This window comes from Kitasatospora sp. NPDC101108, assembly GCF_055584725.1.
Genome location: NZ_JBVJLM010000012.1, coordinates 166481 through 192490, shown reverse-complemented (window position 1 = coordinate 192490; position 26010 = coordinate 166481). Strand labels below are relative to the sequence as shown.

Genomic DNA, 26010 nt, shown 5'->3' with positions numbered 1-26010 from the left:
CCGCAGGTCGGAGCGAGGGAACGGACGGGCTACACGGCGACGAAGGGCTCCGGGTAGCGGCACAGCCCGCGCGGGCCGCCGTCGTAGGCCGCCAGCGGCAGCACCTGGAAGTACGCGTCCGGCACCTCGAAGGGGCCGGTGACCTCGTGCCGCCCGGCCGGGATGAAGCCGAACCGCCCGTAGTACCCCGGGTCGCCGAGCACGACCACCAGCTTCTCCCCCGCCTCCTCGGCGGCCGACAGCGCGGCCCGGACGACGAGCTCGCCGACGCCCTGGCGCTGCCACTCGGGCGCGACCGCGACCGGCGCGAGCGCCAGCGCGTCACCGGTGCCGCCGCCGTCGCCGACCCGCAGCCGGGTCAGCAGGGCGTGCCCCACCACCAGGCCCGCGTCGTCCACCGCGACCAGTGACAGCCCGGGCAGCCAGGCGGGATCGCGCCGCAGCGCGTCCACCAGGTCCGCCTCGTCCGGGCCGGGGAACGCGGCCATGTGGACGCGTCTGGTCGCCGGGGCGTCCTCCGGACATTCGACTCTCGTGGTGACCTGCATGAGTCAACCCTCCCTGTGTCACACGACGTTGTGGACCGGCCCCGGACGGAGGACCGTCCGGGGCCGTTGCAGGTTAGCGTGGATGACGGAGCGTCAGCTCTTGGGCTGGGCCTCGGACTTGGCGTCCTCACGGACCTTCGGCTGGGCGTCCACGCCGGCCTCGCGGCGCTGCGCCGGGGTGATCGGGGTCGGAGCGCCGGTCAGCGGGTCACCACCGGTGGACGTCTTCGGGAAGGCGATGACGTCGCGGATGGTGTCGTAGCCGCCGAGCAGCGTGACGATCCGGTCGAGGCCGAAGGCGACCCCGCCGTGCGGCGGCGGGCCGTAGTTGAAGGCGTCCAGCAGGAAGCCGAACTGCGAGGCCGCCTCCTCCTCGGAGAGGCCGATCGCGTCGAACGCCCGCTTCTGGACGTCCCGCTGGTGGATACGGATCGAACCGCCGCCCAGCTCCGAGCCGTTGAGGACCAGGTCGTAGGCGTTGGACAGGGCCGAGCCCGGGTCGGTGTCGAAGCTGTCCAGCGACTCCGGGGTCGGGGCGGTGAACGGGTGGTGCACCGCGTGCCAGCCCTGGAACTGGCCCTTGTCGTCCTCGATCGGCTCGAACATCGGGAAGTCGACGACCCAGAGGAAGGCCCACTTGGACTCGTCGATCAGCCCGCAGCGGCGGCCGATCTCCAGGCGGGCGGCGCCCAGCAGCTCCTGCGAGGCGCGCTCCTTGCCGGCCGCGAAGAAGACCGCGTCGCCGTTCTTGGCGCCGGCCGCGGCGGCGAGGCCGGCCAGGTGCTCCTCGGAGAGGTTCTTGGCGACCGGGCCGCGCAGCTCGCCGGTCTCGGCGTCGATCAGCACGTAGGCCAGGCCCTTGGCGCCGCGCGCCTTGGCCCAGTCCTGCCAGGCGTCCAGCTGCTTGCGCGGCTGCGAGGCGCCGCCCGGCATGACCACGGCGCCGACGTACGGGGCCTGGAAGACACGGAACTCGGTGCCCTTGAAGTACTCGGTGAGGTCGGTGAGTTCCTGGCCGAAGCGGACGTCCGGCTTGTCGGAGCCGTAGCGGCCCATGGCGTCCGCGTAGGTCATCCGCGGCAGCGGGTTGGGGATCTCGTAGCCGTGGACCTCGCGCCAGATGGCGCCGACGATCTTCTCGCCGAGGGCCAGGATGTCCTCCTGGTCGACGAAGGAGGCCTCGATGTCCAGCTGGGTGAACTCCGGCTGCCGGTCGGCGCGGAAGTCCTCGTCGCGGAAGCAGCGGGCGATCTGGTAGTAGCGCTCCATGCCGGCCACCATCAGCAGCTGCTTGAACAGCTGGGGCGACTGCGGCAGCGCGTACCAGTGGCCGGGCTGCAGGCGGACCGGGACGAGGAAGTCGCGGGCGCCCTCGGGGGTCGAGCGGGTGAGGTACGGCGTCTCGATGTCGAGGAAGTCGTTCTCCTCCATCACCCGGCGGATGATGTTGTTGACCTTGGAGCGCAGCCGCAGGCCCTTGGCCGGGCCCTCGCGGCGCAGGTCCAGGTAGCGGTAGCGCAGCCGGACCTCCTCGTTGACCGTGCCGGGCTCGTACTCGGCGACCGGGAACGGCAGCGGGGCGGCCTCGGAGAGCACCTCGATGTCGCTGACGACGACCTCGACGGCGCCGGTCGGGATGTCCGGGTTCTCGTTGCCCTCGGGGCGGACCCGGACGTCGCCGACGACCTTGACGCAGTACTCGGCGCGCAGTCCGTGCACCGAGTCGAGGTCGCGGACCACGATCTGCACGGTGCCGGAGGCGTCGCGCAGGTCGATGAAGGCGACGCCGCCGTGGTCGCGGCGGCGGGCGACCCAGCCGGCCAGGGTGACGGTGGTGCCTGCGTGCTCCGGGCGGAGCGTGCCCGCGTCGTGCGTGCGGATCACAGCTGCTTCTCCTTCAGGGTGGTGACGAGTGCGTCGAGGGCGACGGGTGTCTGCTCTCCGGTGCTCATGTCCTTGAGCTGGACGACGCCCTCGGCGAGGTCCCGGTCACCGGCGATCAGGGCGAAGCGGGCGCCGGACCGGTCGGCGGACTTCATGGCGTTCTTGATGCTCTTGACGCCGAAGGCGAGGTCGGTGGCCACGCCGGCCCGGCGCAGCTCGACCACCTTGGCGAACAGGACGTTCTTGGCCTCCTCGCCGAGCGCGACGGCGTAGACGGCGGTGGCGGCCGGCAGGTCGAGGTCGACGCCCTCGGCCTCCAGCGCCAGGTACGTGCGGTCCACGCCGAGCGCCCAGCCGACGGACGGCAGCGCCGGGCCGCCGATCATCTCGGACAGGCCGTCGTAGCGGCCGCCGCCGCCGATCGCGGACTGGGCGCCGAGGCCGTTGTGCACGAACTCGAAGGTGGTGCGGGTGTAGTAGTCCAGGCCGCGGACCAGCTTCGGGTCGTCGACGAAGGCGACGCCGTTGGCGGTGAGCAGCTCGCGCACCTTCTCGTCGTACGCCTTGCACTCCTCGCACAGGAAGTCGCGCAGCATCGGGGCGGCGACCAGCTGCTCCTGCACCGACTCGCGCTTGTCGTCCAGGACGCGCAGCGGGTTGATCTCGGCCCGGCGGCGGGTGTCCTCGTCCAGGTCCAGACCGGCGAGGAACTCGATCAGGGCGGCACGGTAGACCGGGCGGCACTGCTTGTCGCCGAGGCTGTTGAGCAGCAGCGAGTAGTTGCTCAGGCCCAGCGAGCGGAAGGCGTCGTCGGCCAGGATGATCAGCTCGGCGTCCAGCGCCGGGTCCTCGGCCCCGATCGCCTCGGCGCCGACCTGGGAGAACTGGCGGTAGCGGCCCTTCTGGGCGCGCTCGTAGCGGTAGTACGAGCCGGAGTACCAGAGCTTGACCGGCAGGTTGCCCTGCTTGTGCAGGTTGGCCTGGAGCGCGGCGCGCAGCACCGAGGCGGTGCCCTCCGGGCGCAGCGCGAGTTCGTCACCGCCCTTGGTGGTGAGGGTGTACATCTCCTTGGAGACGATGTCGGTGGACTCGCCGACGCCGCGCGAGAACAGCTTCACGTCCTCGAAGACCGGGGTCTCGACGTAGCCGTAACCGGCTCGGCGGGCGGGCGCGGCGATGCGCTCGCGGACCGCCAGGAAGGTCGCGGAGCTGGGGGGCAGCAGGTCGTAGGTGCCCTTGGGGGCGGTGAAGGTGCTCAACTTCTCTTCCGTCACATTCCTCGTCGCGGGACAGCCGGGGCGCCGGCCGCCCCCGCTGCCTGTCGGAGGTAGGGGTTGGTGGCGCGCTCGCGGCCGATGGTGGTCTGACCGCCGTGGCCGGAGAGGACCACGGTGGAGTCGTCGAGGGGCAGGCACACCCGGGCCAGCGAGCGCATGATCGCTTCGCCGTCCCCACCCGGGAGGTCGGTACGCCCGATGGAGCCGGCGAACAGCAGGTCGCCCGAGAACAGCACCGGGGGGAGGTCCTCGGCACCGGGCGTCCGGAAGGTCACCGACCCCCCGGTATGGCCCGGGGCGTGGTCCACGGTGAGCTGCAGGCCGGCCAGCTCCAGCACGCTGCCGTCGGTGAGCTCGCGCACGTCGTCGGGCTCCCCGACGGTGATCTCGCCCATCAGCTGGGTGCCCAGGGAGCGGCCGAGCGACTTCTCCGGGTCGGACATCATGTACCGGTCCTCGGGGTGAATCCAGGCCGGGACGCCGCGGGCGCCGCAGACCGGGACCACCGAGGCGACGTGGTCGATGTGGCCGTGGGTGAGCAGCACGGCGACGGGCTTGAGCCGGTGCTCACGGACGAGCTCCTCGACGCCGCGGGCGGCCTGGTGGCCGGGGTCGACGATGACGCACTCCTCGCCCGCCGCCGGCGCGACCAGGTAGCAGTTGGTGCCCCAGGCTCCAGCGGGGAATCCGGCGATGAACACGCGCGTCCTTCGGGTCTGTGCGGCGGGGGCTGCGGTGGCTACCAGTGGTGATGACGTAGATGACGTAAGGGAAGCCTACCGGCGGTCCGGGTCCGGTTGCGAACCAGATCCGCGGTGAACGGCTCGCCCGCCGACGCGTTCACCGCGTTCTTAGGGCCCGGTCCCTACACTTGGCCGCCGATGGATGCGATGATCCGCTCCGGAACCATCCACTTTCCCCGCACATGCTCAGGAGACACGGCCGGTGGTCAGCAGCGAACAGCGGCGGCGGCAGCTCGCCCGCGAGAAGTACGAGCGCCAGATGCAGCGCCGCGCCGAGGCGGCGTCCGCCCGCAGGCGCCGCAACACGATCCTGGGCGCCTCGCTCGCGGTCGTGGTGCTGGCCGGCGGCGGCACCCTGTTCGCCACCGGCGCGTTCAGCTCGGACGACAAGGACAAGAGCGCCTCGGCCGCCTCCTCGGCCCAGGCCGCGCCGACCCAGGCCGCACCGACCGCCGCGCCGACCCGCAAGCCGGTCGAGGGCTGCGCCACGCCGGCGCCGGGCTCGCCCAACGGCAAGCAGTTCAAGGCCGAGCCGGCCATGTCGATCGACCAGGGCGCCTCGTACACCATGGCGCTGGACACCAACTGCGGGAAGGTCACGGTCGCGCTGGACGCGGCCAAGGCCCCGCACACCGTGAACTCGTTCAACTTCCTGGCGGGCGAGCAGTTCTTCGACCACACCAAGTGCCACCGCCTGACCACCGACGGCATCTTCGTGCTCCAGTGCGGTGACCCGACCGCCAGCGCGACCGTGCCGGGCGGCACGGGCGGCCCCGGCTACAAGTTCGCGGACGAGAACCTGACCGGCGCGACCTACCCGGCGGGCACCGTGGCGATGGCCAACTCCGGCCCGGGAACCAACGGGAGCCAGTTCTTCCTGGTCTACAAGGACACCCAGCTCCCGCCGAACTACACCCCCTTCGGCAAGATCACCGGCGGCCTGGACGTGGTCCAGAAGATCGCCGCCGCGGGCACCCTGGAGGGCGCCCCGGACGGCCACCCGATGGCCGACGTCACCTTCAACTCGGTTACCGTGTCCAAGGGTTGACCGATCCCGGGGCCGTGAGCGGCGGGCGCACGAGGCGCTCCCGCCCGGCCCCGGACCGAAATCGCCCGGCCCGGATGCGGACAGCACCGGGCCTGGTCGCCTATGTTGGCGTTGTATAGGGTGCCCGCACCCGCCTGGCCGTCACCCTCGGCAGCAGGACACGGCGGACGGGGACGGCGGACTCATCGGTCCGCCGCACATCAACTGTGGACGACGGTCGCGCGCCGCCCCGGCGCGGGCGCGACGTCATGTGGAGGACGCGCTATGAGCAGCGACCCGTGGGGCCGTGTGGACGAGCAGGGCACGGTGTACGTCAGGACGGCCGACGGCGAACGCGTGGTCGGTTCCTGGCAGGCCGGCTCGCCCGAGGAGGCCCTCGCCTACTTCGAGCGCAAGTACCAGGGCATCGAGGTGGAGATCGGCCTGCTGGAGAAGCGGGTGCGCACCACCGACCTGGCCGCCAAGGACGCCCAGACCGCGCTGGAGCACCTCCGCGCACAGGTGACCGAGGGGCACGCGGTGGGCGACCTGGACGCGCTGGCCAAGCGGCTGGACGCGCTCGCCGGTGAGATCGAGAGCCGGCGGGAGGAGCGCAAGGCCGCCCGCGCCAAGGCCCAGGACGAGACCCGCGCCGCCAAGGAGGCCCTGGTCTCCGAGGCGGAGCAGCTCGCCGAGTCCACCCAGTGGCGGGAGGCCGGGGACCGGCTGCGCGCCCTGGTGGACACCTGGAAGGGCCTGCCGCGACTGGACCGCAAGAGCGACGACGAGCTGTGGCACCGCTTCTCGCACGCCCGCTCGGTCTTCTCCAAGCACCGCAAGGCGCACTTCGCGACGCTGGACGCCGAGCGCGAGCAGGCCCGGCAGACCAAGGAGGCGCTGGTCTCCGAGGCCGAGGCGCTGTCCTCGTCCACCGACTGGGGCTCCACCGCGGCCGCGTACCGCGACCTGATGGCGCGCTGGAAGGCCGCCGGACGGGCGCAGCGGGACGTCGAGGACGAGCTGTGGGCGCGGTTCCGCGGCGCGCAGGACGTCTTCTTCCAGGCCCGTTCCGCGGTGTTCAGCGAGCGGGACGCCGAGCAGGTGGAGAACCAGAAGCTCAAGGAGGCGCTGGCCACCGAGGCCGAGGCGATCCTGCCGATCACCGACCTGAAGGCCGCCAAGGCCGCGCTGCGCGAGATCAACGAGCGCTGGGAGGCCATCGGCCACGTGCCGCGCGACGCCCGTCCGAAGCTGGACGGCCGGCTGAACGCGGTCGAGCGGGCCATCCGCGAGGCCGAGGACGCCGAGTGGAAGCGCTCCAACCCGGAGGCCAAGGCCCGCGCGGCCGGCATGGTGGGCCTGTTCCAGGCGAAGGCCGACAAGATCCAGGCCGACCTGGACAAGGCCCGCGCGGCCGGCAACGCCGGCCGGGTCGCCAAGCTGGAGTCCGAGCTGGCCGGCGTGCGGACGCTGCTGGAGCAGGCGCACAAGAGCCAGGAGGAGTTCAGCGGCTGATCTTGGGCCGTGGAACGGTGAAGGCCCCCGGGGGATCCCCGGGGGCCTTCCTCATGCCGTGGTCACTTGCGGGCCGAGGTGACCCGGTAGACGTCGTAGACGCCCTCGACGCCGCGCACCGCCTTGAGCACGTGACCGAGGTGCTTCGGGTCGCCCATCTCGAAGGTGAAGCGGCTCATCGCCACCCGGTCCCGGGAGGTCTGGACCGCCGCCGACAGGATGTTGACGTGCTGGTCGGAGAGCACCCGGGTGACGTCCGAGAGCAGCCGGGAGCGGTCCAGCGCCTCGACCTGGATGGCCACCAGGAACACCGAGGACTGGGTGGCCGCCCACTCGACGTCGATCATGCGCTCGGGCTGCTGGCTCAGCGACTCGACGTTGACGCAGTCGGCGCGGTGCACCGAGACGCCGTTGCCACGGGTGACGAAGCCGACGATCGGGTCGCCCGGCACCGGGGTGCAGCAGCGGGACAGCTTGACCCAGACGTCCTCGACGCCCTTGACGATCACGCCCGGGTCGCCCTTGGCCCGGCGGCGCACCGCCCGGCGGTTGTCGTGGGTCGGGGTGGCCGTCTCGGCGAGGTCCTCGGTGGCGCCCTCCTCGCCGCCGAGCGCCTGGACCAGCTTCTGGACGATGTTCTGCGCGGCGACGTGGCCCTCGCCGATGGCGGCGTAGAGCGAGGAGATGTCGGGGTAGCGCATCTCGTGGGCCAGGGTGACCAGCGAGTCCCCGGTCAGGATCCGCTGGATCGGCAGGCCCTGCTTGCGCATCGCCCGGACGATCGCCTCCTTGCCGTGCTCGATCGCCTCCTCGCGGCGCTCCTTGGAGAACCAGGCGCGGATCTTGTTGCGGGCGCGCGGGGACTTGACGAAGCCCAGCCAGTCCCGGGACGGGCCGGCGTTCTCCGCCTTGGAGGTGAACACCTCGACGGTGTCGCCGTTCTCCAGGGTCGACTCCAGCGGCACCAGCCGCCCGTTGACCCGGGCCCCTATGGTCCGGTAACCGACCTCGGTGTGCACCGCGAAGGCGAAGTCGACCGGGGTGGCACCGGCCGGCAGCGCTATCACGTCGCCCTTGGGGGTGAAGACGAAGACCTCGTTGCTGGCCAGGTCGAAGCGCAGCGACTCCAGGAACTCGCCCGGGTCGGCGGTCTCCTTCTGCCAGTCCAGCAGCTGCCGCAGCCAGGCCATCTCGTTGACGGCGCCGGCCTTGTCGTCCTTGCGGACCTGGGTCGGGGTGTCGGTGCGGACCTTGGAGGCCCCGGCGACGGCGCGCTGCTTGTACTTCCAGTGCGCGGCGATGCCGTACTCGGCCCGCCGGTGCATGTCGAAGGTGCGGATCTGGAGTTCGACGGGCTTGCCGCCGGGACCGATCACCGTGGTGTGCAGCGACTGGTACATGTTGAACTTGGGCATCGCGATGTAGTCCTTGAACCGCCCCGGCACCGGGTTCCACCGCGCGTGGATGGTGCCCAGTGCCGCGTAGCAGTCGCGGACGGTGTCGACCAGGACCCGGATGCCCACCAGGTCGTAGATCTCCGCGAAGTCCCGGCCACGGACGATCATCTTCTGGTAGACCGAGTAGTAGTGCTTCGGCCGACCGGTGACGGAGGCGGTGATCCGGGCGCCGCGCAGGTCCGCCTGGACCTGGTCGATGACGGTCGCCAGGTACTCGTCCCGCTTGGGGGCGCGCTCGGCGACCAGCCGGACGATCTCGTCGTACATCTTGGGGTAGAGGATCGCGAAGGCGAGGTCCTCCAGCTCCCACTTGATGGTGTTCATGCCCAGCCGGTGCGCCAGCGGGGCGTAGATCTCCAGCGTCTCGCGGGCCTTCTTCTCCTGCTTCTCCCGCTTGAGGTAGCGCATGGTGCGCATGTTGTGCAGGCGGTCGGCCAGCTTGATCACCAGGACCCGCGGGTCCTTGGCCATCGCGACGACCATCTTGCGGACGGTCTCGGCCTGGGCGGCCTCGCCGAACTTGACCCGGTCCAGCTTGGTGACGCCGTCGACCAGCAGGGCCACCGAGTCGCCGAAGTCCTTGCGCAGGGTCTCCAGGCCGTAGTCGGTGTCCTCGACGGTGTCGTGCAGCAGCCCGGCCATCAGCGTCGGGGCGTCCATGCCGAGTTCGGCGAGGATGGTGGCGACGGCCAGCGGGTGGGTGATGTACGGGTCGCCGCTCTTGCGCTTCTGCCCGCGGTGCCACTTCTCGGCGACGGCGTAGGCGCGCTCGATGTCACGCAGCAGCGCCGGGTCGGCCTTGGGGTCGTTCGCCCGGATGGAGCGGAACAGCGGCTCCAGGACGGGGTTCAGCACGCTGGAGCGCTGGCCGCCCAGGCGGGCCAGCCGGGCGCGCATACCGCCGCCGGAGCCGGAGCCGCGACCGAGCGGGGCGGAGGGACGCGAGGAGGTCGGCGTCGGGCGTGCCGGGGTGGCCCCCGAGGGCGTGGGACGGTCTTCGGGGGTGGCCGCTGCGGCCGTGGGCACAACCTCGTCGGGCAAGGACACTCCTCGGGGCACCGGGGCCGACCCCTGCCGGGCCCGTGACGTCCGGGCACAACCGGGAGGGGATGAATCTTCATGGTACCGAGCCGGGCGGCCCGGTGTTCATCCGGCCGGGCCCGGGAACGGAAGGACGGCGGTCGGATGATCCGACCGCCGTCCTTCGAGCCCGTTGCGGAGCCCGTTGCGGAGCCCTTGGTGGAGCCCGTAGCGAGCCCCGGTGGAGCCCGTCCCTCAGACCGTGACCAGCGTCTCCAGCGGGGCGCCGCCCAGGTGCCCGGCCAGCCGCTCGCGGCCGTCCAGGAAGCCCAGCTCCATCAGCACCACGACGCCCGCCAGCTCGGCGCCGGCCTCCTTCACCAGGTCCAGCGAGGCACCGATGGTGCCGCCGGTGGCCAGCACGTCGTCCACCACCAGCACCCGCTCACCGGGCGCGAAGGCGTCGCACTGCACCTCCAGCGTCGCCGAGCCGTACTCCAGCTCGTACGAGCGCCGGAACACCTCGCCGGGCAGCTTGCCCTGCTTGCGGATCGGCACGAAACCGAGCCCGGCCGCGAAGGCCGCCGGGGCCGCCAGCACGAAGCCGCGCGCCTCCAGACCCACCACCTTGGTCACCCCGAGCTCCTTCGCCCGGTCCGCCAGCGCCCGGGTGAGGGCGCCGAAGGCCTCGGCGTCGGCGAGCAGCGGCGCGATGTCCTTGAACAGCACGCCCGGCTTCGGGTAGTCCGGGACGTCCCGGATCCGGCTGTTCAGCAGCTCGGCCAGTGCGGTGTCGGCGGTGGTCACGGTGGTGGGTTTCCTTCGGTTCGGGTTCAGCGCTTGGTGGACGGACGGCCCTTGGCACGCGTGGTGCCGGCCGACCTGCCGCGCTGACCGACCATACCCGCAGGCTGATCCTCGTCCGCCACCGCGTCCGTCACCGCCTCGCCCGAGGCCTCCGCCTTGGCGGCCGCGGCCCGGTGCTGCAGGACGCGCTTGCGCAGCGCCTTCATCTCCGGCTGCTCCTCCTTGAGCTGCGCCAGCAGCGGGGTGGCGACGCAGATCGAGGAGTAGGCGCCGGCCGCGAGGCCGATGAACAGCGCGAGCGAGATGTCGTTCAGGGTGCCGGCGCCCAGGAGGCCGCCACCGATGAACAGCAGCGCGGCGACCGGCAGCAGCGCCACCACGGTCGTGTTGAGCGAGCGCACCAGGGTCTGGTTGAGGCCCGCGTTGGCCGCCTCGCTGTAGGTGAGCCTGTTCTGCTTGGTGATCCCCTTGGTGTTCTCCTTCACGGTGTCGAAGACGACGACCGTGTCGTAGAGCGAGTACCCGAGGATGGTCAGGAAGCCGATCACCGTACCGGGGGTGACCTCGAAGCCGACCAGGGCGTAGACGCCGATGGTGATCAGGAGGTCGTGGATCAGGGCGACCAGGGCGGCCACCGCCATCCGCCACTCGAAGGCGATCGCCAGGTAGACCGTCACCAGGACCATGAAGATGATCAGGCCGGTGATCGCCTTGTCGGAGATCTGCTTGCCCCAGCTGGGGCCGATGACCTGGGCCTCGACGGTGTCCAGCGGCACGCCGATCTTCTCGGCGAGCTGGGAGCGGACCTCGTCGGAGCTCTTCGCCTCGTCGGTGCTGACCTGGATGCGGATCTTGTTGTTGTCGGTCGACTGCACCAGCGGGTGCGAGGAGACGACCTGGTCGGCCTTCTCCTGCGCCTGCGAGACCGTCAGGCCCGGCTTGGTCACGGTGTAGACCGAGCCGCCCTTGAACTCGATGCCCAGGTGCAGGCCCATGGCCAGGCCGATCGCCGCGACCAGCACGATCACACCGGAGATGGAGTACCAGAGCTTGCGGCGCCCGACGAAGTCGAAGCTGACCTCGCCCTGGTAGAGCCGGTGGCCCAGATTGGAGAAGCGTGACACGGTGTCAGGCCTCCTTCACGGCGGCAGAGGAGGGGCTACGGCGACGGCTGCTGCGCAGCGGCGGGCGGGCGCCCAGCCGCTTCGGGTCCAGGCCGGACCACGGGTGGCCGTCGGCGAAGAACTTGCGCCGGGCCAGCAGCGTGATCAGCGGCTTGGTGAAGAGGAAGATCACCACGACGTCGAGCGCGGTGGTCAGACCCAGGGTGAACGCGAAGCCCTGGACCTTGCCGACCGACACCACGTACAGCACCGCGGCACAGAGGAAGGACACGAAGTCCGAGACCAGGATGGTGCGCCGGGCGCGCGGCCAGGCCCGCTGGACCGCAGCGCGCAGCGGGGCACCCTCGCGGACCTCGTCGCGGATGCGCTCGAAGTAGACGATGAAGGAGTCGGCGGTGATGCCGATCGCGACGATCGCACCGCAGACCGCCGGCAGGTTCAGCGCGAAGCCGATCCCGCCGCCGAGCAGGCTCATGATCGAGTAGGTCAGGATCGCCGAGACGATCAGACCGGCGATCGAGACCAGGCCGAGGCCGCGGTAGTAGACCAGCGAGTAGGCGACGACCAGCAGCATGCCGATCGCGCCGGCCACCAGACCGGCCTTGAGCTGGTCGCTGCCCAGCGCCGGGGAGACGGTGGTGATGTCGCTCTTGGCGAACTCCAGCGGCAGGGCGCCGTAGCTCAGCACGTTGGACAGGTCCTGCGCCTCGGCCTGGCTGAAGCGGCCGGTGATGACCGCGCTGCCGCCCGGGATCGGGCCGTTGACCTGCGGGTGCGAGACGACCTGGTTGTCCAGCACGATGGCGAACTGGTTGTTCGGCGGGGTCTGGGTGGCCAGCTGGCCGGTGACCTTGGTGAAGGCGTCGGTGCCGGCGCCGTTGAACTGCAGCTGCACCTGCCAGCCGGCACCGGTCTGGGTGTCCAGGCTCGGCTGGGCCTTGGAGACGTCCGAGCCCTTCACGGCCACCGGGCCGAGGGCCAGCTTCTCGTAGTAGCCGTTCTCCGGCTTCTGGGAGCAGGCGACCATGGCCTTGTCCTCGGCGCCGGTCTGGGCCGCGCGGACCTCGGGCTTGGAGCAGTCCAGGTTCGCGAAGGCGGCCTGCAGCTCCGGCGGGACGGTGCCCTGGGTCATCGCGGCGCTCAGGTCGGCGGCGCTCGGCTGGGTGGCCTGGGCGCTCGGGGTGCCGGAGGCGGACGGGGCGGCCGAGCCGGACGGAGCGGTGCTCGCGCCCGTGGCGGCGGCGGACGGGGCGGCGGCGTCGGCGGCCAGCGCCTCACCGACGGAGCGGCCCTGCTTGGTGGCGCTCGCGGAGGCGCTCGGCGTGTGGCCGGCCGAGGAGCTCGCGCCGGCCGAGGCCGACGGGGTGGCGCTGCCCGAGGGGGCGGCACTCGGGCTGCCGGAGGCGCCGGCGGACGGGGTGCCGGTGGGCGCGGGGGCGGTGATGCCGCTGGGCGCCACGGCCAGGACCGGACGGAAGAACAGCTTCGCGGTGGTACCGACCTGGTCCGCCGCGTTCTGCCGGTCGCCGCCCTTGGGGATGTTCACGATGATCGTGTCCGAGCCCTGGGTCTGGACCTCCGCCTCGGAGACACCCATTCCGTTGACCCGGCGCTCGATGATCCCGGTGGCGATGTCCATGTTGGACTTGTTGACCGCCTTGGGATCGGTCGACTTCGCGGTCAGCGTGATGCTGGTGCCACCGGCGAGGTCGATACCGAGCCGGGGCTTGGTGTTGCCCGTCCCGAACATGAGGGCGACCAGTCCGACGGTGACGACCAGGATGAGGGCCAGCGCCCGCCCTGGGTAGCCGTCGCGCGGGCGCGACTTGGGTGTTGCCACCTTGCTCGTTTCTCCCTGTCCATGCCACCTCCCCGACCGGACCCCCGTCCGGCTCGTGGCGGGACGGGGGCATGGCGGTTCTGCGGCCCTGAGGTCCTGTGGGCTCGCGGCACTGCGCCGCGCGGACGGGCGGGTTGCCCGTCCGTACTACTTGCTCGCGGGAGCCCCGCCCTCGGCGTCGCCCTTCTCGGCACTGTCCTTGGTCAGCGACAGCGGCTTGTCCTCGGCCGGCGCGGCGTCGGCGACGTCCTCGGCCTCCGGCTCGGACAGCTCGTCGCCCTCGGGGCGACCGTTGATGATCGCGTCGTACTCCTGGGGTTCCAGGACGGCCGCGACGGCACTCTTCGTGAAGTGGGTGACCACGCCGGGAGCGATCTCCAGCTCGACGGTCTCGTCGTTGACCGCCTTCACCTGGGCGTACAGGCCGCCGATGGTGCGCACTCCCGCCCCGGGCTCCAGCGCCGTCTGCATCTGCTGCATCTGCGACTGGCGCTTCTTCTGCGACCGGAACATGAGCACGATCGCGATGATCGGGAGGAGAAGGATGATGAGGTTCACTGCAGCCAGGGTCCTTTACGGGCCGCCGGCCGGCGGCCTGTGTGGTATGGGTCGGCCCGTCAGGTGAGAGGGGCGGTCCGGCGGAGTCTAGGCGACCCCGAACTGATCGGACAACGCCAAGCATCGCATCCTGCCGCCGAAAGTGGCGACCCTCCGCCTGCACGGTTTCCCCGGACTTCCACCCCGGCACCTCCAAGGGGCGCGGCTCCGGGCCGGGCCGGGAACCGGAGGCCACCTCTCACCCGTTCGGCCCAGGCCGGTCAACTTCCGTCCGCCGGGAACAGCTCCGGCTGGGGCGGCGCGCTGCCGCGGGAGGTCTGGACCGGAGGGGTCATCCCCAGGTGTTGCCAGGCCGCGGCGGTGGCGATCCGCCCGCGCGGGGTGCGGGCGAGCAGGCCCTCGCGGACCAGGAAGGGCTCGGCGACCTCCTCGACCGTCTCGGCCTCCTCCCCCACGGCGACCGCGAGTGTCGACAAACCGACCGGCCCGCCGCCGAACAGCCGCAGCAGGGCGTCCAGCACCGCGCGGTCCAGCCGGTCCAGACCGCGGGCGTCCACCTCGTAGACGTCCAGCGCCTGGCCGGCGATCTCGGCGGTGACCACACCGTCGTGCCGGACCTGCGCGTAGTCGCGGACCCGGCGCAGCAGCCGGTTGGCGATGCGCGGGGTGCCGCGCGAGCGCCCGGCGATCTCGGCCGCGCCCGCCGGGTCTATCTCCACGTCCAGCAGCGAGGCCGAGCGGTGCACCACCCGCTGCAGCTCGGCCGGGGCGTAGAACTCCATGTGCCCGGTGAAGCCGAAGCGGTCCCGCAGCGGCGGCGGCAGCAGGCCGGCCCGGGTGGTGGCGCCGACCAGGGTGAACGGCGGCAGCTCCAGCGGGATGGCGGTGGCACCGGGGCCCTTGCCGACGATCACGTCGACCCGGAAGTCCTCCATCGCCATGTAGAGCATCTCCTCGGCCGGCCGGGACATCCGGTGGATCTCGTCGAGGAAGAGCACCTCCCCCTCGGTGAGCGAGGAGAGGATCGCCGCGAGGTCCCCCGCGTGCTGGATGGCCGGGCCGGAGGTGATCCGGATCGGGGCGCCCAGCTCGGCGGCGATGATCATGGACAGGGTGGTCTTGCCCAGCCCGGGCGGGCCGCTCAGCAGCACGTGGTCGGGCGCGCTGCCGCGCTTGCGCGCCGCCTGGAGGACCAGGGACAGCTGCTCGCGCACCCGCTCCTGGCCGATGAACTCGTCCAGCAGCTTGGGGCGCAGCGCGGCCTCCACCGCCTGGTCCTCGCCGTCGGCGGCGGCCGTGACCAGCCGGTCAGCGGGTTCCTCGTACATCCTCGCGGGCTCCAGGGGTCTCAGCGGTGTCGACGGTGTCCAGGGTGTCGACAGTGTCGACGGTGTCGACAAACGGACAGGTCGTCAGATGGGTTCAGCGGGCGCGGTTCAGGCCGCGCAGGGCGAGCCTGAGCAGCGCGCCGACGTCCGGTGTCTGCTGCGCCTCCGCCTCCGGGGTGACTGCCGCGACCGCCTCCTCCGCCTCGCGCGGGGCGTAGCCGAGGCCGGTCAGCGCGGAGTGCAGCTGCTCGCTCCACGGAGCCGGGCCGCTCGCGACCGGCTTCTGCGCGGGCACCGCGCCGTGCGGGGCGCCCAGCTTGTCCTTGTACTCCAGCAGTAGCTTGGCCGCCTTCGCCTTGCCGATGCCCGGCACCGCGACCAGCGCCTTCTCGTCCCCGTTCGCCACCGCGGCGCGCAGCGCGTCGGGGCTGTGCACGCCGAGGATCGCCTGGGCCAGCTTGGGGCCGACGCCCGGCGCGGCCTGGAGGATCTCGAACACCGCCCGCTCGTCGTCGTCCGCGAAGCCGAACAGGGTCAGCGAGTCCTCCCGGACCACCAGCGAGGTCGCCAGTCGGGCCGGCTCACCCAGCCGCAGGCCGGCCAGGGTGTTCGGGGTGCACTGGACGGCCATGCCGACCCCGCCCACCTCGACCACCGCGACTCCGGAGGCGATGGCCGCAACGGGTCCTTGCACGAAGGCGATCACCGGACAGTGCCTTTCACAGGAGAGGTGCCTTTCAGGGAAGCGGTCCTCGGCGGGGAGGTACGGGCGGCCTGGACGGCGGCCTGCAGCCGGTTGGTCGCCCCGCCGCGCCAGATGTGGCAGATCGCCAGCGCCAGCGCGTCGGCGGCGTCGGCGGGCTTGGGCGGGGCGTCCAGCCGCAGCAGGCGCTGCACCATGGCCGTGACCTGGGCCTTGTCCGCCCGGCCGGAGCCGGTGACGGCGGCCTTGACCTCGCTGGGGGTGTGCAGGGTGACGGGGATCCCGCGCCGGGTGGCGCAGAGCATCGCGACCGCGCTCGCCTGGGCGGTGCCCATCACCGTCCGCACGTTGTGCTGGGCGAAGACCCGCTCGACCGCGACCAGGTCGGGCCGGTGCTCGTCCAGCCAGCTCTCCAGGCCCTGCTCGACCAGCAGCAGCCGCTGCCCGATCTCGGCGTCGGCCGGCGTGCGCACCACGCCCACCCCGGCCATCCGCAACGGCCGCCCGGCAGCGCCCTCGACCACCCCGACCCCGCACCTGGTCAGTCCCGGGTCCACACCCAGCACCCGCACGTCACGCCCCGTCTCTCTCGGTGACCCGCCACTCGCCCCGAGGCGAACGACCTGCGAAGGCTACCGCCCGGGTACGACAGCCCCGCGGACGACACCGGCCCGGCGGTCCTGGGACCACCGGGCCGGGCAGTGAGTACGGTCACTCGCCGTCGATCGATCGAAGCCGTGCCTACTCGGCGTCGAGCTCCGCACCGACCTCGTCCGGGATGTCGAAGTTGGCGAAGACGTTCTGCACGTCGTCGCTGTCCTCCAGCGCGTCGATCAGCTTGAGGATCTTGCGGGCGCCGTCGACGTCCAGCTCGACCTGCATGCTCGGGAGGAAGTTGGCCTCGGCCGAGTCGTAGTCGACGCCGGCGTCGACCAGCGCGGTACGCACGTCGACCATCTTGGAGGCCTCGGAGACGATCTCGAAGGAGTCGCCGAGGTCGTTGATCTCCTCGGGGTCCTGGTCGAGGACGATCTCGAACAGCTTGTCCTCGTCCACGCCGTCCGCCTTGGGGACGATCACGACGCCCTTGCGGGTGAACAGGTAGGACACCGAGCCCGGGTCGGCCATCGAGCCGCCGTTGCGGGTCATCGCGACGCGCACGTCGGAGGCCGCGCGGTTGCGGTTGTCGGTGAGGCACTCGATCAGGACGGCGACACCGTTCGGGCCGTAGCCCTCGTACATGATGGTCTGGTAGTCGGCGCCGCCGGCCTCCAGACCGCCACCGCGCTTGACGGCGCGGTTGATGTTGTCGATCGGGACCGAGCTCTTCTTCGCCTTCTGGATGGCGTCGTAGAGGGTCGGGTTGCCCGCCGGGTCGGGACCGCCGGTGCGCGCCGCCACCTCGATGTTCTTGATCATCTTGGCGAAGAGCTTGCCGCGCTTGGCGTCGATCACGGCCTTCTTGTGCTTGGTGGTAGCCCACTTAGAGTGGCCGGACATCGCCAGCTCCTTTACGTCGCCAAATGGAAATGAAACAGCTGAGATCTTACCGGTGTCGTCACCGGTGGGGCACACACGGCCACGGGGGCCCTACTCGGCGGCGAGGTGCTCCTCGACCATCTTCACGAAGTAGGCGTGCACGCGGTGGTCGCCGGTGAGCTCCGGGTGGAACGAGGTGGCCAGCAGGTTGCCCTGGCGCACGGCCACGATCCGGCTCTCCGGCCCGTCCGCGCCGGGCAGTTCGGCCAGCACCTCGACGCCCGCGCCGACCGACTCGACCCAGGGGGCGCGGATGAAGACGCCGTGCACCGGCGCGTCGTCCAGACCCTTGAAGGCGATCCCGGACTCGAAGGACTCGTTCTGGCGGCCGAACGCGTTGCGGCGCACCGTCATGTCGATGCCGCCGACGCTCTCCTGGTCCTCCCGGCCGTCGAGGATCTTGTCGGCCAGCATGATCATGCCCGCGCAGGTGCCGTACACCGGCATCCCGGCGGCGACCCGCTCGCGGACCGGGTCCATCACGCCGAACAGCAGCGCCAGCTTGGACATGGTGGTGGACTCCCCACCGGGGATCACCAGCGCGTCGACCTCGGCCAGCTCCTCGGCGCGGCGCACCGGACGGGCGAGCGCGTCGGCCTCGGCCAGCGCCACCAGGTGCTCGCGGACGTCGCCCTGCAGGGCGAGGACGCCGATGACGGGAGTGCTCACGGTCTTCAACCTCAATCGATCGTTACTACGGGCGTACGCGGCGCGGCCCGCCGCACACCGAGGCGCTGCGGCGGGCCGGCGAAGGGGAGGGAGCGATTACCAGCCGCGGTTGGCGTAGCGCTCGGTCTCCGGCAGGGTGTCGCAGTTGATGCCGACCATGGCCTCGCCCAGGTTGCGGGAGGCGTCCGCGATGATCTTCGGGTCGTCGAAGAAGGTGGTGGCCTTCACGATGGCGGCGGCACGCTTGGCCGGGTCGCCCGACTTGAAGATGCCGGAGCCGACGAAGACGCCCTCGGCGCCCAGCTGGCGCATCAGCGCGGCGTCGGCCGGGGTGGCCACGCCACCGGCGGAGAACAGCACGACCGGCAGCTTGCCGAGCTCGGCGACCTCCTTGACCAGCTCGTACGGGGCGCGCAGCTCCTTGGCGGCGGCGTACAGCTCGTTGTGGTCCAGCGCGCGCAGGTGGCCGATCTCGTTCTTGATCTGGCGCAGGTGGCGGACGGCCTCGACGACGTTGCCGGTGCCGGCCTCGCCCTTCGAGCGGATCATGGCCGCGCCCTCGGCGATGCGGCGCAGGGCCTCGCCCAGGTTGGTGGCACCGCAGACGAAGGGGGTGGTGAAGGCCCACTTGTCGGAGTGGTTGACCTCGTCGGCCGGGGTCAGCACCTCGGACTCGTCGATGTAGTCGACACCGAGCGACTGCAGGACCTGGGCCTCGACGAAGTGACCGATGCGGGACTTGGCCATCACCGGGATGGAGACCGCCTCGATGATCTCCTCGATCATGTTCGGGTCGGACATGCGGGCCACGCCGCCGTCCTTGCGGATGTCGGCCGGAACCCGCTCCAGGGCCATGACGGCCACCGCGCCGGCGTCCTCGGCGATCTTCGCCTGCTCGGCGTTGACCACGTCCATGATCACACCGCCCTTGAGCTGCTCGGCCATGCCGCGCTTGACCCGGGCGGTACCGATCTGCGGCTGGTCTGCGGTGGTGGGGGTGGTGGACACGTGAGACCTCACTCGAAGATGAACCAGTGCTATCGCCCTATGGTAGGCGGAACGAGTGGCCCAACGATGTGCCACCAAGTCCAGCCCGGGCGACGGGATGCGACAAACGGGCCGTATCCGGGGGACAGCCTAGGGTCTGTCCTCGCACCCCCGTCGTCCGCCCGCAGGCGGGAGTTCGAGGACAGACCCTACGCGGGCGCCCCCTCCGGCGTGAGGGCGGGCGGCGGAGCGTCGTCCATCTCGAAGGCCATCGGGAACGGCGCCTTGCCCGCCAGCCGGAAGTACCGCACCAGCCGGTGCTCCCGCACCGCCCGCGCCGCCCGCACCGCGTCGTTGTGGAACCGGCGGGCCATCGGCACCCGGCGCACCGCGGCCGTCAGATCGCGAACCGCCTCCTCGCCACCCGGCTCGGCCACCAGCGCCGCCACCTGCTCCGGCTCCTCCAGCACCGCCCGCAGCGCCAGGCTCAGCTGGCTCTCCGCCACCTCGCGCTGCTCGTCCTCGGCCTGCCGGGCCGCGTGCGCCGCGTCCAGCAGCAGCAGCGAGGCCGCCGGATCCAGCAGCGAGGACGTCGCCAGCTCCATCGCCACCGAGGCCCGGCGGACCAACTGCGCGTCCAGCGCCGCGCGCGCCGCGTCGATCCGGGCGTGCAGCCGGTCCAGGCGTCCGGCCGTCCAACTCAGGTACATGCCGAACAGCACCACGGCCACGCCGGCCCAGATCCAGGTAGTCACGGACCGCTACGTTACCGGGTGTCACCGGCGGCCCCGCGCGGCGTCAGCCCCGGGGCGCTCAGGCGGTGGCGTGGCGGTAGCTGTCCCGGTCGATGTCCTCGATGTTCACCGCGGTGAACAGCCGGCCCCCCGGCAGCGGGGCGACGTGCTCGGCCAGCAGCGCCATGACGCCCTCGCTCAGCGCCGCCTTCGCCTCCGGCGTACGGCCCGGGAAGATCTGGAACTCGACGTACACCTGGGCGTCGCCCTCCAGCCCGGTGCTGCCGACCACCAGCTCCTCGCTCTGCCGGAACAGCGTCTTGCAGGACTCCGGCTTCGCGTCGATGGTCTCCTCGGCCAGCCGGTTGATCGCCAGGCCCAGCGCCCGGCGGTCGAAGGTCCCGGCCAGGCCGGACGAGTAGTCGACGGAGATCTGCGGCATCGTTTCCCCCATGGGTCACAGTGGTGCGTTCGGCCCGACCCTAACGCCGCTGATACGCCGCCCGGTCCCCGGTCCCCGGGACCGGCCCGGCGCTCAGTCCCTCGCGCGCCGCCCGCTGCGCACGTCCTCCTCGACCACCGCGACGGCCCCGGCCGTCACCGTCTCGTACACCGCCAGGATGTCCGCGCCGACCGTCGACCAGTCGAAGCGCCGCACGTGCCGCGAAGCCGCCTTGCCCAACTCCTCCAGCCGCGCCGGATCCCCCAGCAGCCGCAGCGCCGTACGGGCCAGCGCGTCCGCGTCCTCCACCGGGAACAGCTCCCCGGCGTCCCCGCCGTCCAGCACCTGCTTGAACGCGTCCAGGTCGCTCGCCAGCACCGGGGCGCCCGCCGACATCGCCTCCACCAGGATGATCCCGAAGCTCTCGCCCCCGGTGTTCGGCGCCACGTACAGGTCCACGCTGCGCAGCAGCCGGGCCTTGTCCCGGTCCGAGACCATGCCCAGGAACTCCACCTGCGCGCGGACCTCGGGCGCCAGGCCGGCCACGGCCTCCTCCTCGTCGCCCTTGCCCGCCACCAGCAGCCGCACCCCCGGCCGCTCGGCCAGGATCCTCGGCAGCGCCGCCAGCAGCGTCGGCAGGCCCTTGCGCGGCTCGTTGATCCGGCCGATGAAGCCGATCGTGCCCGGCTCCCCCGCCGCCGCGCCGCCCGTCCACCGCTCGTCCGGCTCGGCCCCCGCGAAGAACCCGACGTCCACCCCGTTCGGGATCACCACCGCGTCCCCGCCCAGGTGCTCCACCAGCGTGCGCCGGGCGTACTCCGACACCGCTATCCGGGCCCGCATCTTCTCCAGCCCGGGCTGGAGGATCGGCGAAGCCGCGATCATCGCCCGCGAGCGCGGGTTCGAGGTGTGGAAGGTGCCCACCATCGGCCCGGTCGCCGACCAGGCCGCCAGCATCGACAGGCTCGGCGAGGCCGGCTCGTGCACGTGCAGGATGTCGAAGCGCCCCTCGCGCAGCCACCGCCGCACCCGCGCCGCCGACAGGATGCCGAAGCTCAGCCGCGCCACCGATCCGTTGTACGGCACCGCCACCGCCCGTCCCGCCGAGACCACGTACGGCGGCAGCGCCTCGTCGTCCTCGGCCGGCGCCAGCACCGACACCTCGTGCCCCAGACCGATCAGGTGCTCGGCGAGGTCCCGGATGTGGAACTGCACCCCGCCGGGGACGTCCCAGTCGTACGGGCAGACGATGCCGATCTTCACGGGTTCCTCAAGCTCCTTCGGGCAGGTCGTACGGGCCGGGGCTCAGGCTCCGGAGGCCTCGGCGGCGGGCTCCTGAGCGGGCTCGGGACGCGTCCCCGCGGCGCCGCCCCCCACCGTCTCACGGGCCGGCAGGTCGGCCAGCCAGAACTTCTGCAGCATGTGCCAGTCCTGGGGGTGCTCGGCGATCCCGCGCTGCCAGATGTCCGCCATGGCCTGGGTCATCGCCAGCGTCCGCGCCTTGCGGTCGCCCTCCTCGGGCACCGGCACCTCGGGGTGGATGGTTCCGCGCAGCACCGGGCCGTCGTACCACAGGGTCACCGGCAGGAGCGCCGCCCCGGTGCGCTGGCTCAGTGCCGCCGGCCCGGCCGGCATCCGGGTCGGCTCACCGAAGAACGACACCTCGATGCCCGCCTCCGAGAGGTCCCGGTCCCCCACCAGGCAGACCAGCTTGCCCTCGCGCAGGCGCCGCGCCAGCGTGCCGATCACGTTCATCCCGCCACCGGTCAGCGCCAGGACCTCCATGCCCTGGCCCTCCCGGAACGCGACGAACCGGTCGAACAGCCGCTCCGGCTTCAGCCGCTCGGCGACCGTGGTGAACGGGTGTCCCAGGTGCGCGATCCAGGTGCCCGCCAGGTCCCAGTTGCCCATGTGCGGCAGCGCCACCAACGCGCCCCGCCCGGACTCCAGCGCCTCCTCCAGGTGCTCCAGGCCGTCCACCTGGACGTCCCGGAGAACCCGCTCCCGGCTCCACACCGGCAGCCGGAAGGACTCCATCCAGTACCGCAGGTACGACCGCATCCCGGCCCGCGACAACCGCCGCAGCGCCGCCTCGTGCAGCCCCGGACGCACCCGGCGCAGGTTCGCCTCCAGCTGGAGCACCCGCGGACCCCGCCGGCGCCACGCGTAGTCCGCCAGCCGGTCGAACAGCCACCGCGCCACCGGCTCCGGCAGGTGCTTCAGCACCGCCCACCCCAGCGCGTACGCCCAGTACACCAGTCGGTCCGTCACCGCAGGACGCCCCCCGTCAACTCCCGGCCGCCGCTCGGTCGGCCTCGAACGCCTCCCGGCGAACGGTCAGCATCCGCTGGAACACCGTCACCAGGCTGCCCGCCGCCACCAGCCACAGCGCCACCGGCAGCAGCCACTCCACGTACGGCACCCCGAACTCGTGCAGGCCCGAGATCCCGGCCGCCACCAGGCTGATCACCAGCCGCTCGGCCCGCTCCACCAGGCCCGACACGTCGCACGGCAGGCCCTGGCTCTCCGCCCGCGCCTTCGTGTACGACACCACCAGCCCACTGGCCAGACAGAAGATCGCCACCGCGCACAGCAGGTTGTTGTCACCCTTGCCCGCGTACCACATCGCCAGGCCGCCGAAGATCGCCGCATCCGCGACCCGGTCCAGCGTGGAGTCCAGGAACGCCCCCCACTTGCTGCTCCGGCCCAGCTGACGGGCCATGTTCCCGTCCACCAGGTCCGAGAAGATGAACAGCGTGATCGTGATGGTGCCCCAGAAGAACTCCCCGCGCGGGAAGAACACCAGCGCACCGGCCACCGAACCGGCGGTACCGATCAGCGTCACGGCGTCCGGGCTCACGCCCAACCGGATCAGGAACGCGGCGAACGGGGTCAGAACACGTGTGAAGAAGGCACGCGCGTATTTGTTGAGCATGGCCTTCCCAGCCGCTCCGATCTCCCAGGTACCCGCCTGGCGCAGCACACGGCGGCAGACGGCCGGACGAATGAGCCCGCCCGGCGCACCCATCGTAGCCACGCCCGGGACGGCCTCCGTCGCACGCACCGCCGGACGGCACCCCGGGCACCGCCCACACCCGAACGGTCACACGACACGCGCCCCGCGGGACCCGACCCTAGACTGCCAAAGACAGCCTCGGCGCCACGGGAGGAGACCCCGATGCCCGACCGCAGCACCGTACGAGCCGGCCAGGCGCCCGCCGTCACCGGCCCGCAGGACCTGCGCAACGTCGTCCTCATCGGCTCCAGCGGTGTGGGCAAGACCACGCTCGCCGAATCCCTCGCCCTCGCCGCCGGCGCCATCGGCCGCGCCGGACGCGTCGCCGACGGCACCACCGTCTCCGACCACGAGGACATCGAGCACCAGCAGCAGCGCTCCGTCCAGCTGTCGCTGCTCCCGCTCGAATGGAAGGGCGTCAAGATCAACCTGATCGACCCGCCCGGCCACCCCGACTTCGCCGCCGACCTGCGCGCCGCCCTGCGCGCCGCCGACGCCGCCGTCTTCGTCGTCTCCGCCACCGACCCGGTCACCGCCCCCACCCGCGCCCTCTGGCGCGAGTGCGCCGCCGAGGGCATCCCCCGCGCCGTCGCCGTCGCCAAACTCGACCTCGCCCGCACCGGCTTCGACGACATCCTCACCGCCTGCCACGACGCCTTCGAACTGGGCCCGGACACCCTGCGCCCGCTCTTCCTGCCCGTCCTCCACGACGGACACCCCGACGGCAGCGTCGACCTCCTCACCGGCGACACCTACGGCGACGCCACCCCCCTGCCCGACACCGGCCCCGCCCACGACAGCCTCGTCGAAGCAATCTCCGGCCAGGACGACACCCTCATGGAGCGCTACCTCTCCGGCGACCCCCTCGACACCGACGCCCTCGAAGCCGGAATGCGCCGCGAGGTCCTCTCCTGTGCCCTCCACCCCGCCGTCCCCACCAGCGAGAACGGCCTCGGCGCCGCCGAACTCCTCGACCTGATCGCCCACACCTTCCCCAACCCCACCGAACGCACCCGCCCCGCCCCCGCCTGCGACCCCGACGCCCCGCTCGCCGCCCAGGTCGTCCGCGTCACCGGCGACGCCTACGTCGGCCGGATCAGCCTGCTGCGCCTCTACGCCGGCACCCTGCGCCCCGACACCAAGATCCACCTCGTCAGCCCCGCCCACACCGCCGACCAGAACGGCGACGAACGCGTCACCGGACTCACCAGCCCCTTCGGCAAACTCCAGCGCCCCGTCCCGCACGCCGTCGCCGGCGACCTCGTCTGCGCCGCCAAACTCACCACCGCCCGGGCCGGCGACACCGTCCACGACCCCGGCCACCCCGTCGAACTCGACGCCTGGACCCTCCCCGAACCCCTGCTCCCGATCGCCGTCGAAGCCCACAGCAAGGCCGACGACGACAAGCTCTCCCAAGCCCTCACCCGGCTCGGCGCCGAAGACCCGGCCCTGCGCCTCGAACAGAACCCCGACACCCACCAGCTCGTCCTCTGGTGCACCGGCGAGGCCCACGCCGAGGTCGTCCTCGACCGGCTGCGCACCCGCCACGGCGTCCACGTCGACACCGTCGAACCCAAGGTCGCCCTGCGCGAGACCTTCGGCACCGCCGCCGCCGGCCACGGCCGCCTCGTCAAGCAGTCCGGCGGCCACGGCCAGTACGCCATCTGCGACCTCGAAGTCGAACCCCTCCCGGCCGGCTCCGGCTTCGAGTTCCAGGAACACGTCGTCGGCGGCGCCGTCCCCAAGCACTTCATCCCCTCCGTCGAGAAGGGAGTGCGCGCGCAACTCACCAAGGGCGTCGCCACCGGCCACCCCCTCGTCGACATCCGGGTCACCCTCACCGACGGCAAGGCCCACTCCGTCGACTCCTCCGACGCCTCCTTCCAGAACGCCGCCGCCCTCGCCCTGCGCGACGCCGCCGAGCACGCCGTCATCCGCCTGCTCGAACCCGTCGCCGCCGTCAGCATCCTGCTGCCCGACGAGTACCTCGGCGCCGTCCTCGGTGACCTCTCCGCCCGCCGCGGCCGCGTCCTCGGCACCGAGACCGGCGGCCAGGGACTCACCCTGCTGCGCGCCGAGGTCCCGGAACTCGAACTCGTCCGCTACCCGGTCGACCTGCGCTCGCTCACCCACGGCACCGCGGAGTTCTCCCGCGCCTACCTGCGCCACGAACCCATGCCCACCGCCCTGGCCGACCGCTACACCGACTGAACGGGCCCCCGCCTCGGCAGCGCACACGCGGCCGTGCCCCCCGGCATCCGGTGCCGGTTGCGCGACACCCAGCGGTACACCACGCCCGCCACCGGACGCACCGGCCCCAACGTCAACAGCGCACCCAGGTACGCCCACGCGCCCCCGGAGCGCATCAGCAGCCGCGCCACCGCCTGCGCGCCCCCGTACACCCGGCCCGCCGGCGTCACCCACAGCACCTCGCGCTCGGCCCGCTCCGGCGACACCTCACCCCGGCCACCCGCCAGCGCGTCCAGCTCCGCCAGCTCCGCGAACTGGAACGGCACCGCCTCCCAGCCACCCGAGGCCAGCGTCTGCCGCAGGTACCTCTCACCCCAGCGCACGCAGGACGAGCAGAACGCGCAGTCCCCGTCGAAAACCAGCACCGGATCCTTCACGGCAACCCCCTTCATCGATTTCACCGTCCATCCTCCTCCGCCCCCGCCCGACGGCGCCGGGCGGGTATCGACCCGACCGAAAGCGGGCATCATGCCCCTCGGACGGAGCGCGGCCGGAACGTGACGGTTCGTCACGGTACTTCGGACGATCATCCGCGCGGGGGT

General features: G+C 72.0%; 24 protein-coding genes. 3 read left to right on the top strand and 21 right to left on the bottom strand.

What is annotated here, in order from left to right; all coding sequences use genetic code 11:
• Positions 1-29 precede the first annotated feature (29 nt).
• The 4 genes from ACZ6Z8_RS25450 to ACZ6Z8_RS25435 all read right to left on the bottom strand — a co-directional run bounded on the left by ACZ6Z8_RS25450 (position 30) and on the right by ACZ6Z8_RS25435 (position 4410).
• Complete coding sequence (locus ACZ6Z8_RS25450) at positions 30-548, bottom strand: GNAT family N-acetyltransferase (protein WP_465612364.1); 519 nt, start codon at positions 546-548, stop codon at positions 30-32.
• A gap of 93 nt (positions 549-641) precedes the next feature.
• Positions 642-2432, bottom strand: coding sequence for an aspartate--tRNA ligase (gene aspS, locus ACZ6Z8_RS25445; protein ID WP_465612363.1), 1791 nt, complete (start codon positions 2430-2432; stop codon positions 642-644).
• A complete protein-coding gene (hisS, locus tag ACZ6Z8_RS25440) occupies positions 2429-3691 on the bottom strand; it encodes a histidine--tRNA ligase (protein ID WP_465612362.1) in 1263 nt (420 codons plus the stop codon). Before hisS ends, aspS begins: the two co-directional genes overlap by 4 nt.
• An 11-nt stretch (positions 3692-3702) precedes the next feature.
• Complete coding sequence (locus ACZ6Z8_RS25435; protein WP_465612361.1) at positions 3703-4410, bottom strand: MBL fold metallo-hydrolase; 708 nt, start codon at positions 4408-4410, stop codon at positions 3703-3705.
• Positions 4411-4654: 244 nt separating this feature from the next.
• Here ACZ6Z8_RS25435 and ACZ6Z8_RS25430 point away from each other — a divergent pair, with 244 nt between their 5' ends.
• A complete protein-coding gene (locus ACZ6Z8_RS25430; RefSeq protein WP_465612360.1) occupies positions 4655-5500 on the top strand; it encodes a peptidylprolyl isomerase in 846 nt (281 codons plus the stop codon).
• 264 nt (positions 5501-5764) lie between these two features.
• The gene (locus ACZ6Z8_RS25425; RefSeq protein ID WP_465612359.1) at positions 5765-6994 is read left to right on the top strand and encodes a DUF349 domain-containing protein; all 1230 of its coding nucleotides are present in this window, start codon (positions 5765-5767) and stop codon (positions 6992-6994) included.
• A gap of 62 nt (positions 6995-7056) precedes the next feature.
• Here the strand turns inward: ACZ6Z8_RS25425 and ACZ6Z8_RS25420 are convergent, their stop codons facing one another.
• The 16 genes from ACZ6Z8_RS25420 to pgsA all read right to left on the bottom strand — a co-directional run bounded on the left by ACZ6Z8_RS25420 (position 7057) and on the right by pgsA (position 23137).
• Positions 7057-9510 carry a RelA/SpoT family protein gene (locus ACZ6Z8_RS25420; protein WP_465612358.1) on the bottom strand — a complete coding sequence of 818 codons (2454 nt, stop codon included), beginning with the start codon at positions 9508-9510 and terminating at the stop codon, positions 7057-7059.
• Positions 9511-9726: 216 nt separating this feature from the next.
• Positions 9727-10278, bottom strand: a complete 552-nt coding sequence (locus tag ACZ6Z8_RS25415) for an adenine phosphoribosyltransferase (protein ID WP_465612357.1) — start codon at positions 10276-10278, stop codon at positions 9727-9729.
• 26 nt (positions 10279-10304) lie between these two features.
• Positions 10305-11402: a protein translocase subunit SecF gene (gene secF / locus ACZ6Z8_RS25410; protein ID WP_465612356.1), complete on the bottom strand. Its 1098-nt coding sequence runs from the start codon at positions 11400-11402 to the stop codon at positions 10305-10307.
• A 4-nt stretch (positions 11403-11406) separates the two neighbouring features.
• Positions 11407-13242, bottom strand: a complete 1836-nt coding sequence (secD, locus tag ACZ6Z8_RS25405) for a protein translocase subunit SecD (protein WP_465612355.1) — start codon at positions 13240-13242, stop codon at positions 11407-11409.
• A gap of 147 nt (positions 13243-13389) precedes the next feature.
• A complete protein-coding gene (gene yajC / locus ACZ6Z8_RS25400; RefSeq protein ID WP_465612354.1) occupies positions 13390-13800 on the bottom strand; it encodes a preprotein translocase subunit YajC in 411 nt (136 codons plus the stop codon).
• Positions 13801-14060: 260 nt separating this feature from the next.
• Positions 14061-15128 carry a Holliday junction branch migration DNA helicase RuvB gene (ruvB, locus tag ACZ6Z8_RS25395; RefSeq protein ID WP_465612353.1) on the bottom strand — a complete coding sequence of 356 codons (1068 nt, stop codon included), beginning with the start codon at positions 15126-15128 and terminating at the stop codon, positions 14061-14063.
• A gap of 94 nt (positions 15129-15222) precedes the next feature.
• Complete coding sequence (gene ruvA, locus ACZ6Z8_RS25390; protein ID WP_465612352.1) at positions 15223-15834, bottom strand: Holliday junction branch migration protein RuvA; 612 nt, start codon at positions 15832-15834, stop codon at positions 15223-15225.
• Complete coding sequence (gene ruvC / locus ACZ6Z8_RS25385) at positions 15831-16403, bottom strand: crossover junction endodeoxyribonuclease RuvC (protein ID WP_465612351.1); 573 nt, start codon at positions 16401-16403, stop codon at positions 15831-15833. The genes ruvA and ruvC overlap by 4 nt, the downstream gene beginning before the upstream one ends.
• A 169-nt stretch (positions 16404-16572) precedes the next feature.
• Positions 16573-17331, bottom strand: a complete 759-nt coding sequence (locus ACZ6Z8_RS25380; protein ID WP_402816388.1) for a YebC/PmpR family DNA-binding transcriptional regulator — start codon at positions 17329-17331, stop codon at positions 16573-16575.
• A gap of 90 nt (positions 17332-17421) precedes the next feature.
• Entirely contained in the window at positions 17422-18039 is a 618-nt protein-coding gene (gene pdxT, locus ACZ6Z8_RS25375; RefSeq protein ID WP_402816387.1) for a pyridoxal 5'-phosphate synthase glutaminase subunit PdxT, read from the bottom strand.
• A 96-nt stretch (positions 18040-18135) separates the two neighbouring features.
• The gene (pdxS, locus tag ACZ6Z8_RS25370; RefSeq protein WP_030286348.1) at positions 18136-19047 is read right to left on the bottom strand and encodes a pyridoxal 5'-phosphate synthase lyase subunit PdxS; all 912 of its coding nucleotides are present in this window, start codon (positions 19045-19047) and stop codon (positions 18136-18138) included.
• Positions 19048-19235: 188 nt separating this feature from the next.
• Positions 19236-19736: a hypothetical protein gene (locus ACZ6Z8_RS25365; protein ID WP_396241412.1), complete on the bottom strand. Its 501-nt coding sequence runs from the start codon at positions 19734-19736 to the stop codon at positions 19236-19238.
• A 103-nt stretch (positions 19737-19839) separates the two neighbouring features.
• The gene (locus tag ACZ6Z8_RS25360) at positions 19840-20202 is read right to left on the bottom strand and encodes a 5-carboxymethyl-2-hydroxymuconate Delta-isomerase (protein ID WP_465612350.1); all 363 of its coding nucleotides are present in this window, start codon (positions 20200-20202) and stop codon (positions 19840-19842) included.
• Positions 20203-20295: 93 nt separating this feature from the next.
• Positions 20296-21465, bottom strand: a complete 1170-nt coding sequence (locus ACZ6Z8_RS25355; RefSeq protein WP_465612349.1) for a glycosyltransferase family 4 protein — start codon at positions 21463-21465, stop codon at positions 20296-20298.
• Between the two features lie 42 nt (positions 21466-21507).
• A complete protein-coding gene (locus ACZ6Z8_RS25350) occupies positions 21508-22473 on the bottom strand; it encodes a phosphatidylinositol mannoside acyltransferase (RefSeq protein WP_465612348.1) in 966 nt (321 codons plus the stop codon).
• 16 nt (positions 22474-22489) lie between these two features.
• On the bottom strand, positions 22490-23137 hold the full coding sequence (gene pgsA, locus ACZ6Z8_RS25345) for a phosphatidylinositol phosphate synthase (protein WP_465612347.1): 648 nt from the start codon (positions 23135-23137) through the stop codon (positions 22490-22492).
• A 243-nt stretch (positions 23138-23380) separates the two neighbouring features.
• Here pgsA and ACZ6Z8_RS25340 point away from each other — a divergent pair, with 243 nt between their 5' ends.
• Positions 23381-25429: an elongation factor G-like protein EF-G2 gene (locus tag ACZ6Z8_RS25340; protein WP_465612346.1), complete on the top strand. Its 2049-nt coding sequence runs from the start codon at positions 23381-23383 to the stop codon at positions 25427-25429.
• On the opposite strand, the gene ACZ6Z8_RS25335 is transcribed toward ACZ6Z8_RS25340, so the two are convergent.
• A complete protein-coding gene (locus ACZ6Z8_RS25335; RefSeq protein WP_465612345.1) occupies positions 25417-25860 on the bottom strand; it encodes a thiol-disulfide oxidoreductase DCC family protein in 444 nt (147 codons plus the stop codon). The two genes, ACZ6Z8_RS25340 and ACZ6Z8_RS25335, sit on opposite strands and share 13 nt — an antisense overlap.
• Between the last annotated feature and the right edge of the window lie 150 nt (positions 25861-26010).

What these genes read in the sequence shown, in the direction of transcription:
- ACZ6Z8_RS25450 (WP_465612364.1), bottom strand. Translation starts at nt 548, where the DNA reads ATGCAGGTCACCACGAGAGTCGAATGTCCGGAGGACGCCCCGGCGACC.
- ACZ6Z8_RS25425 (WP_465612359.1), top strand. Translation starts at nt 5,765, where the DNA reads ATGAGCAGCGACCCGTGGGGCCGTGTGGACGAGCAGGGCACGGTGTAC.
- ruvB (WP_465612353.1), bottom strand. Translation starts at nt 15,128, where the DNA reads ATGTACGAGGAACCCGCTGACCGGCTGGTCACGGCCGCCGCCGACGGC.
- ACZ6Z8_RS25380 (WP_402816388.1), bottom strand. Translation starts at nt 17,331, where the DNA reads ATGTCCGGCCACTCTAAGTGGGCTACCACCAAGCACAAGAAGGCCGTG.
- ACZ6Z8_RS25365 (WP_396241412.1), bottom strand. Translation starts at nt 19,736, where the DNA reads ATGTACCTGAGTTGGACGGCCGGACGCCTGGACCGGCTGCACGCCCGG.
- ACZ6Z8_RS25360 (WP_465612350.1), bottom strand. Translation starts at nt 20,202, where the DNA reads ATGCCGCAGATCTCCGTCGACTACTCGTCCGGCCTGGCCGGGACCTTC.
- pgsA (WP_465612347.1), bottom strand. Translation starts at nt 23,137, where the DNA reads ATGCTCAACAAATACGCGCGTGCCTTCTTCACACGTGTTCTGACCCCG.
- ACZ6Z8_RS25340 (WP_465612346.1), top strand. Translation starts at nt 23,381, where the DNA reads ATGCCCGACCGCAGCACCGTACGAGCCGGCCAGGCGCCCGCCGTCACC.
- ACZ6Z8_RS25335 (WP_465612345.1), bottom strand. Translation starts at nt 25,860, where the DNA reads ATGAAGGGGGTTGCCGTGAAGGATCCGGTGCTGGTTTTCGACGGGGAC.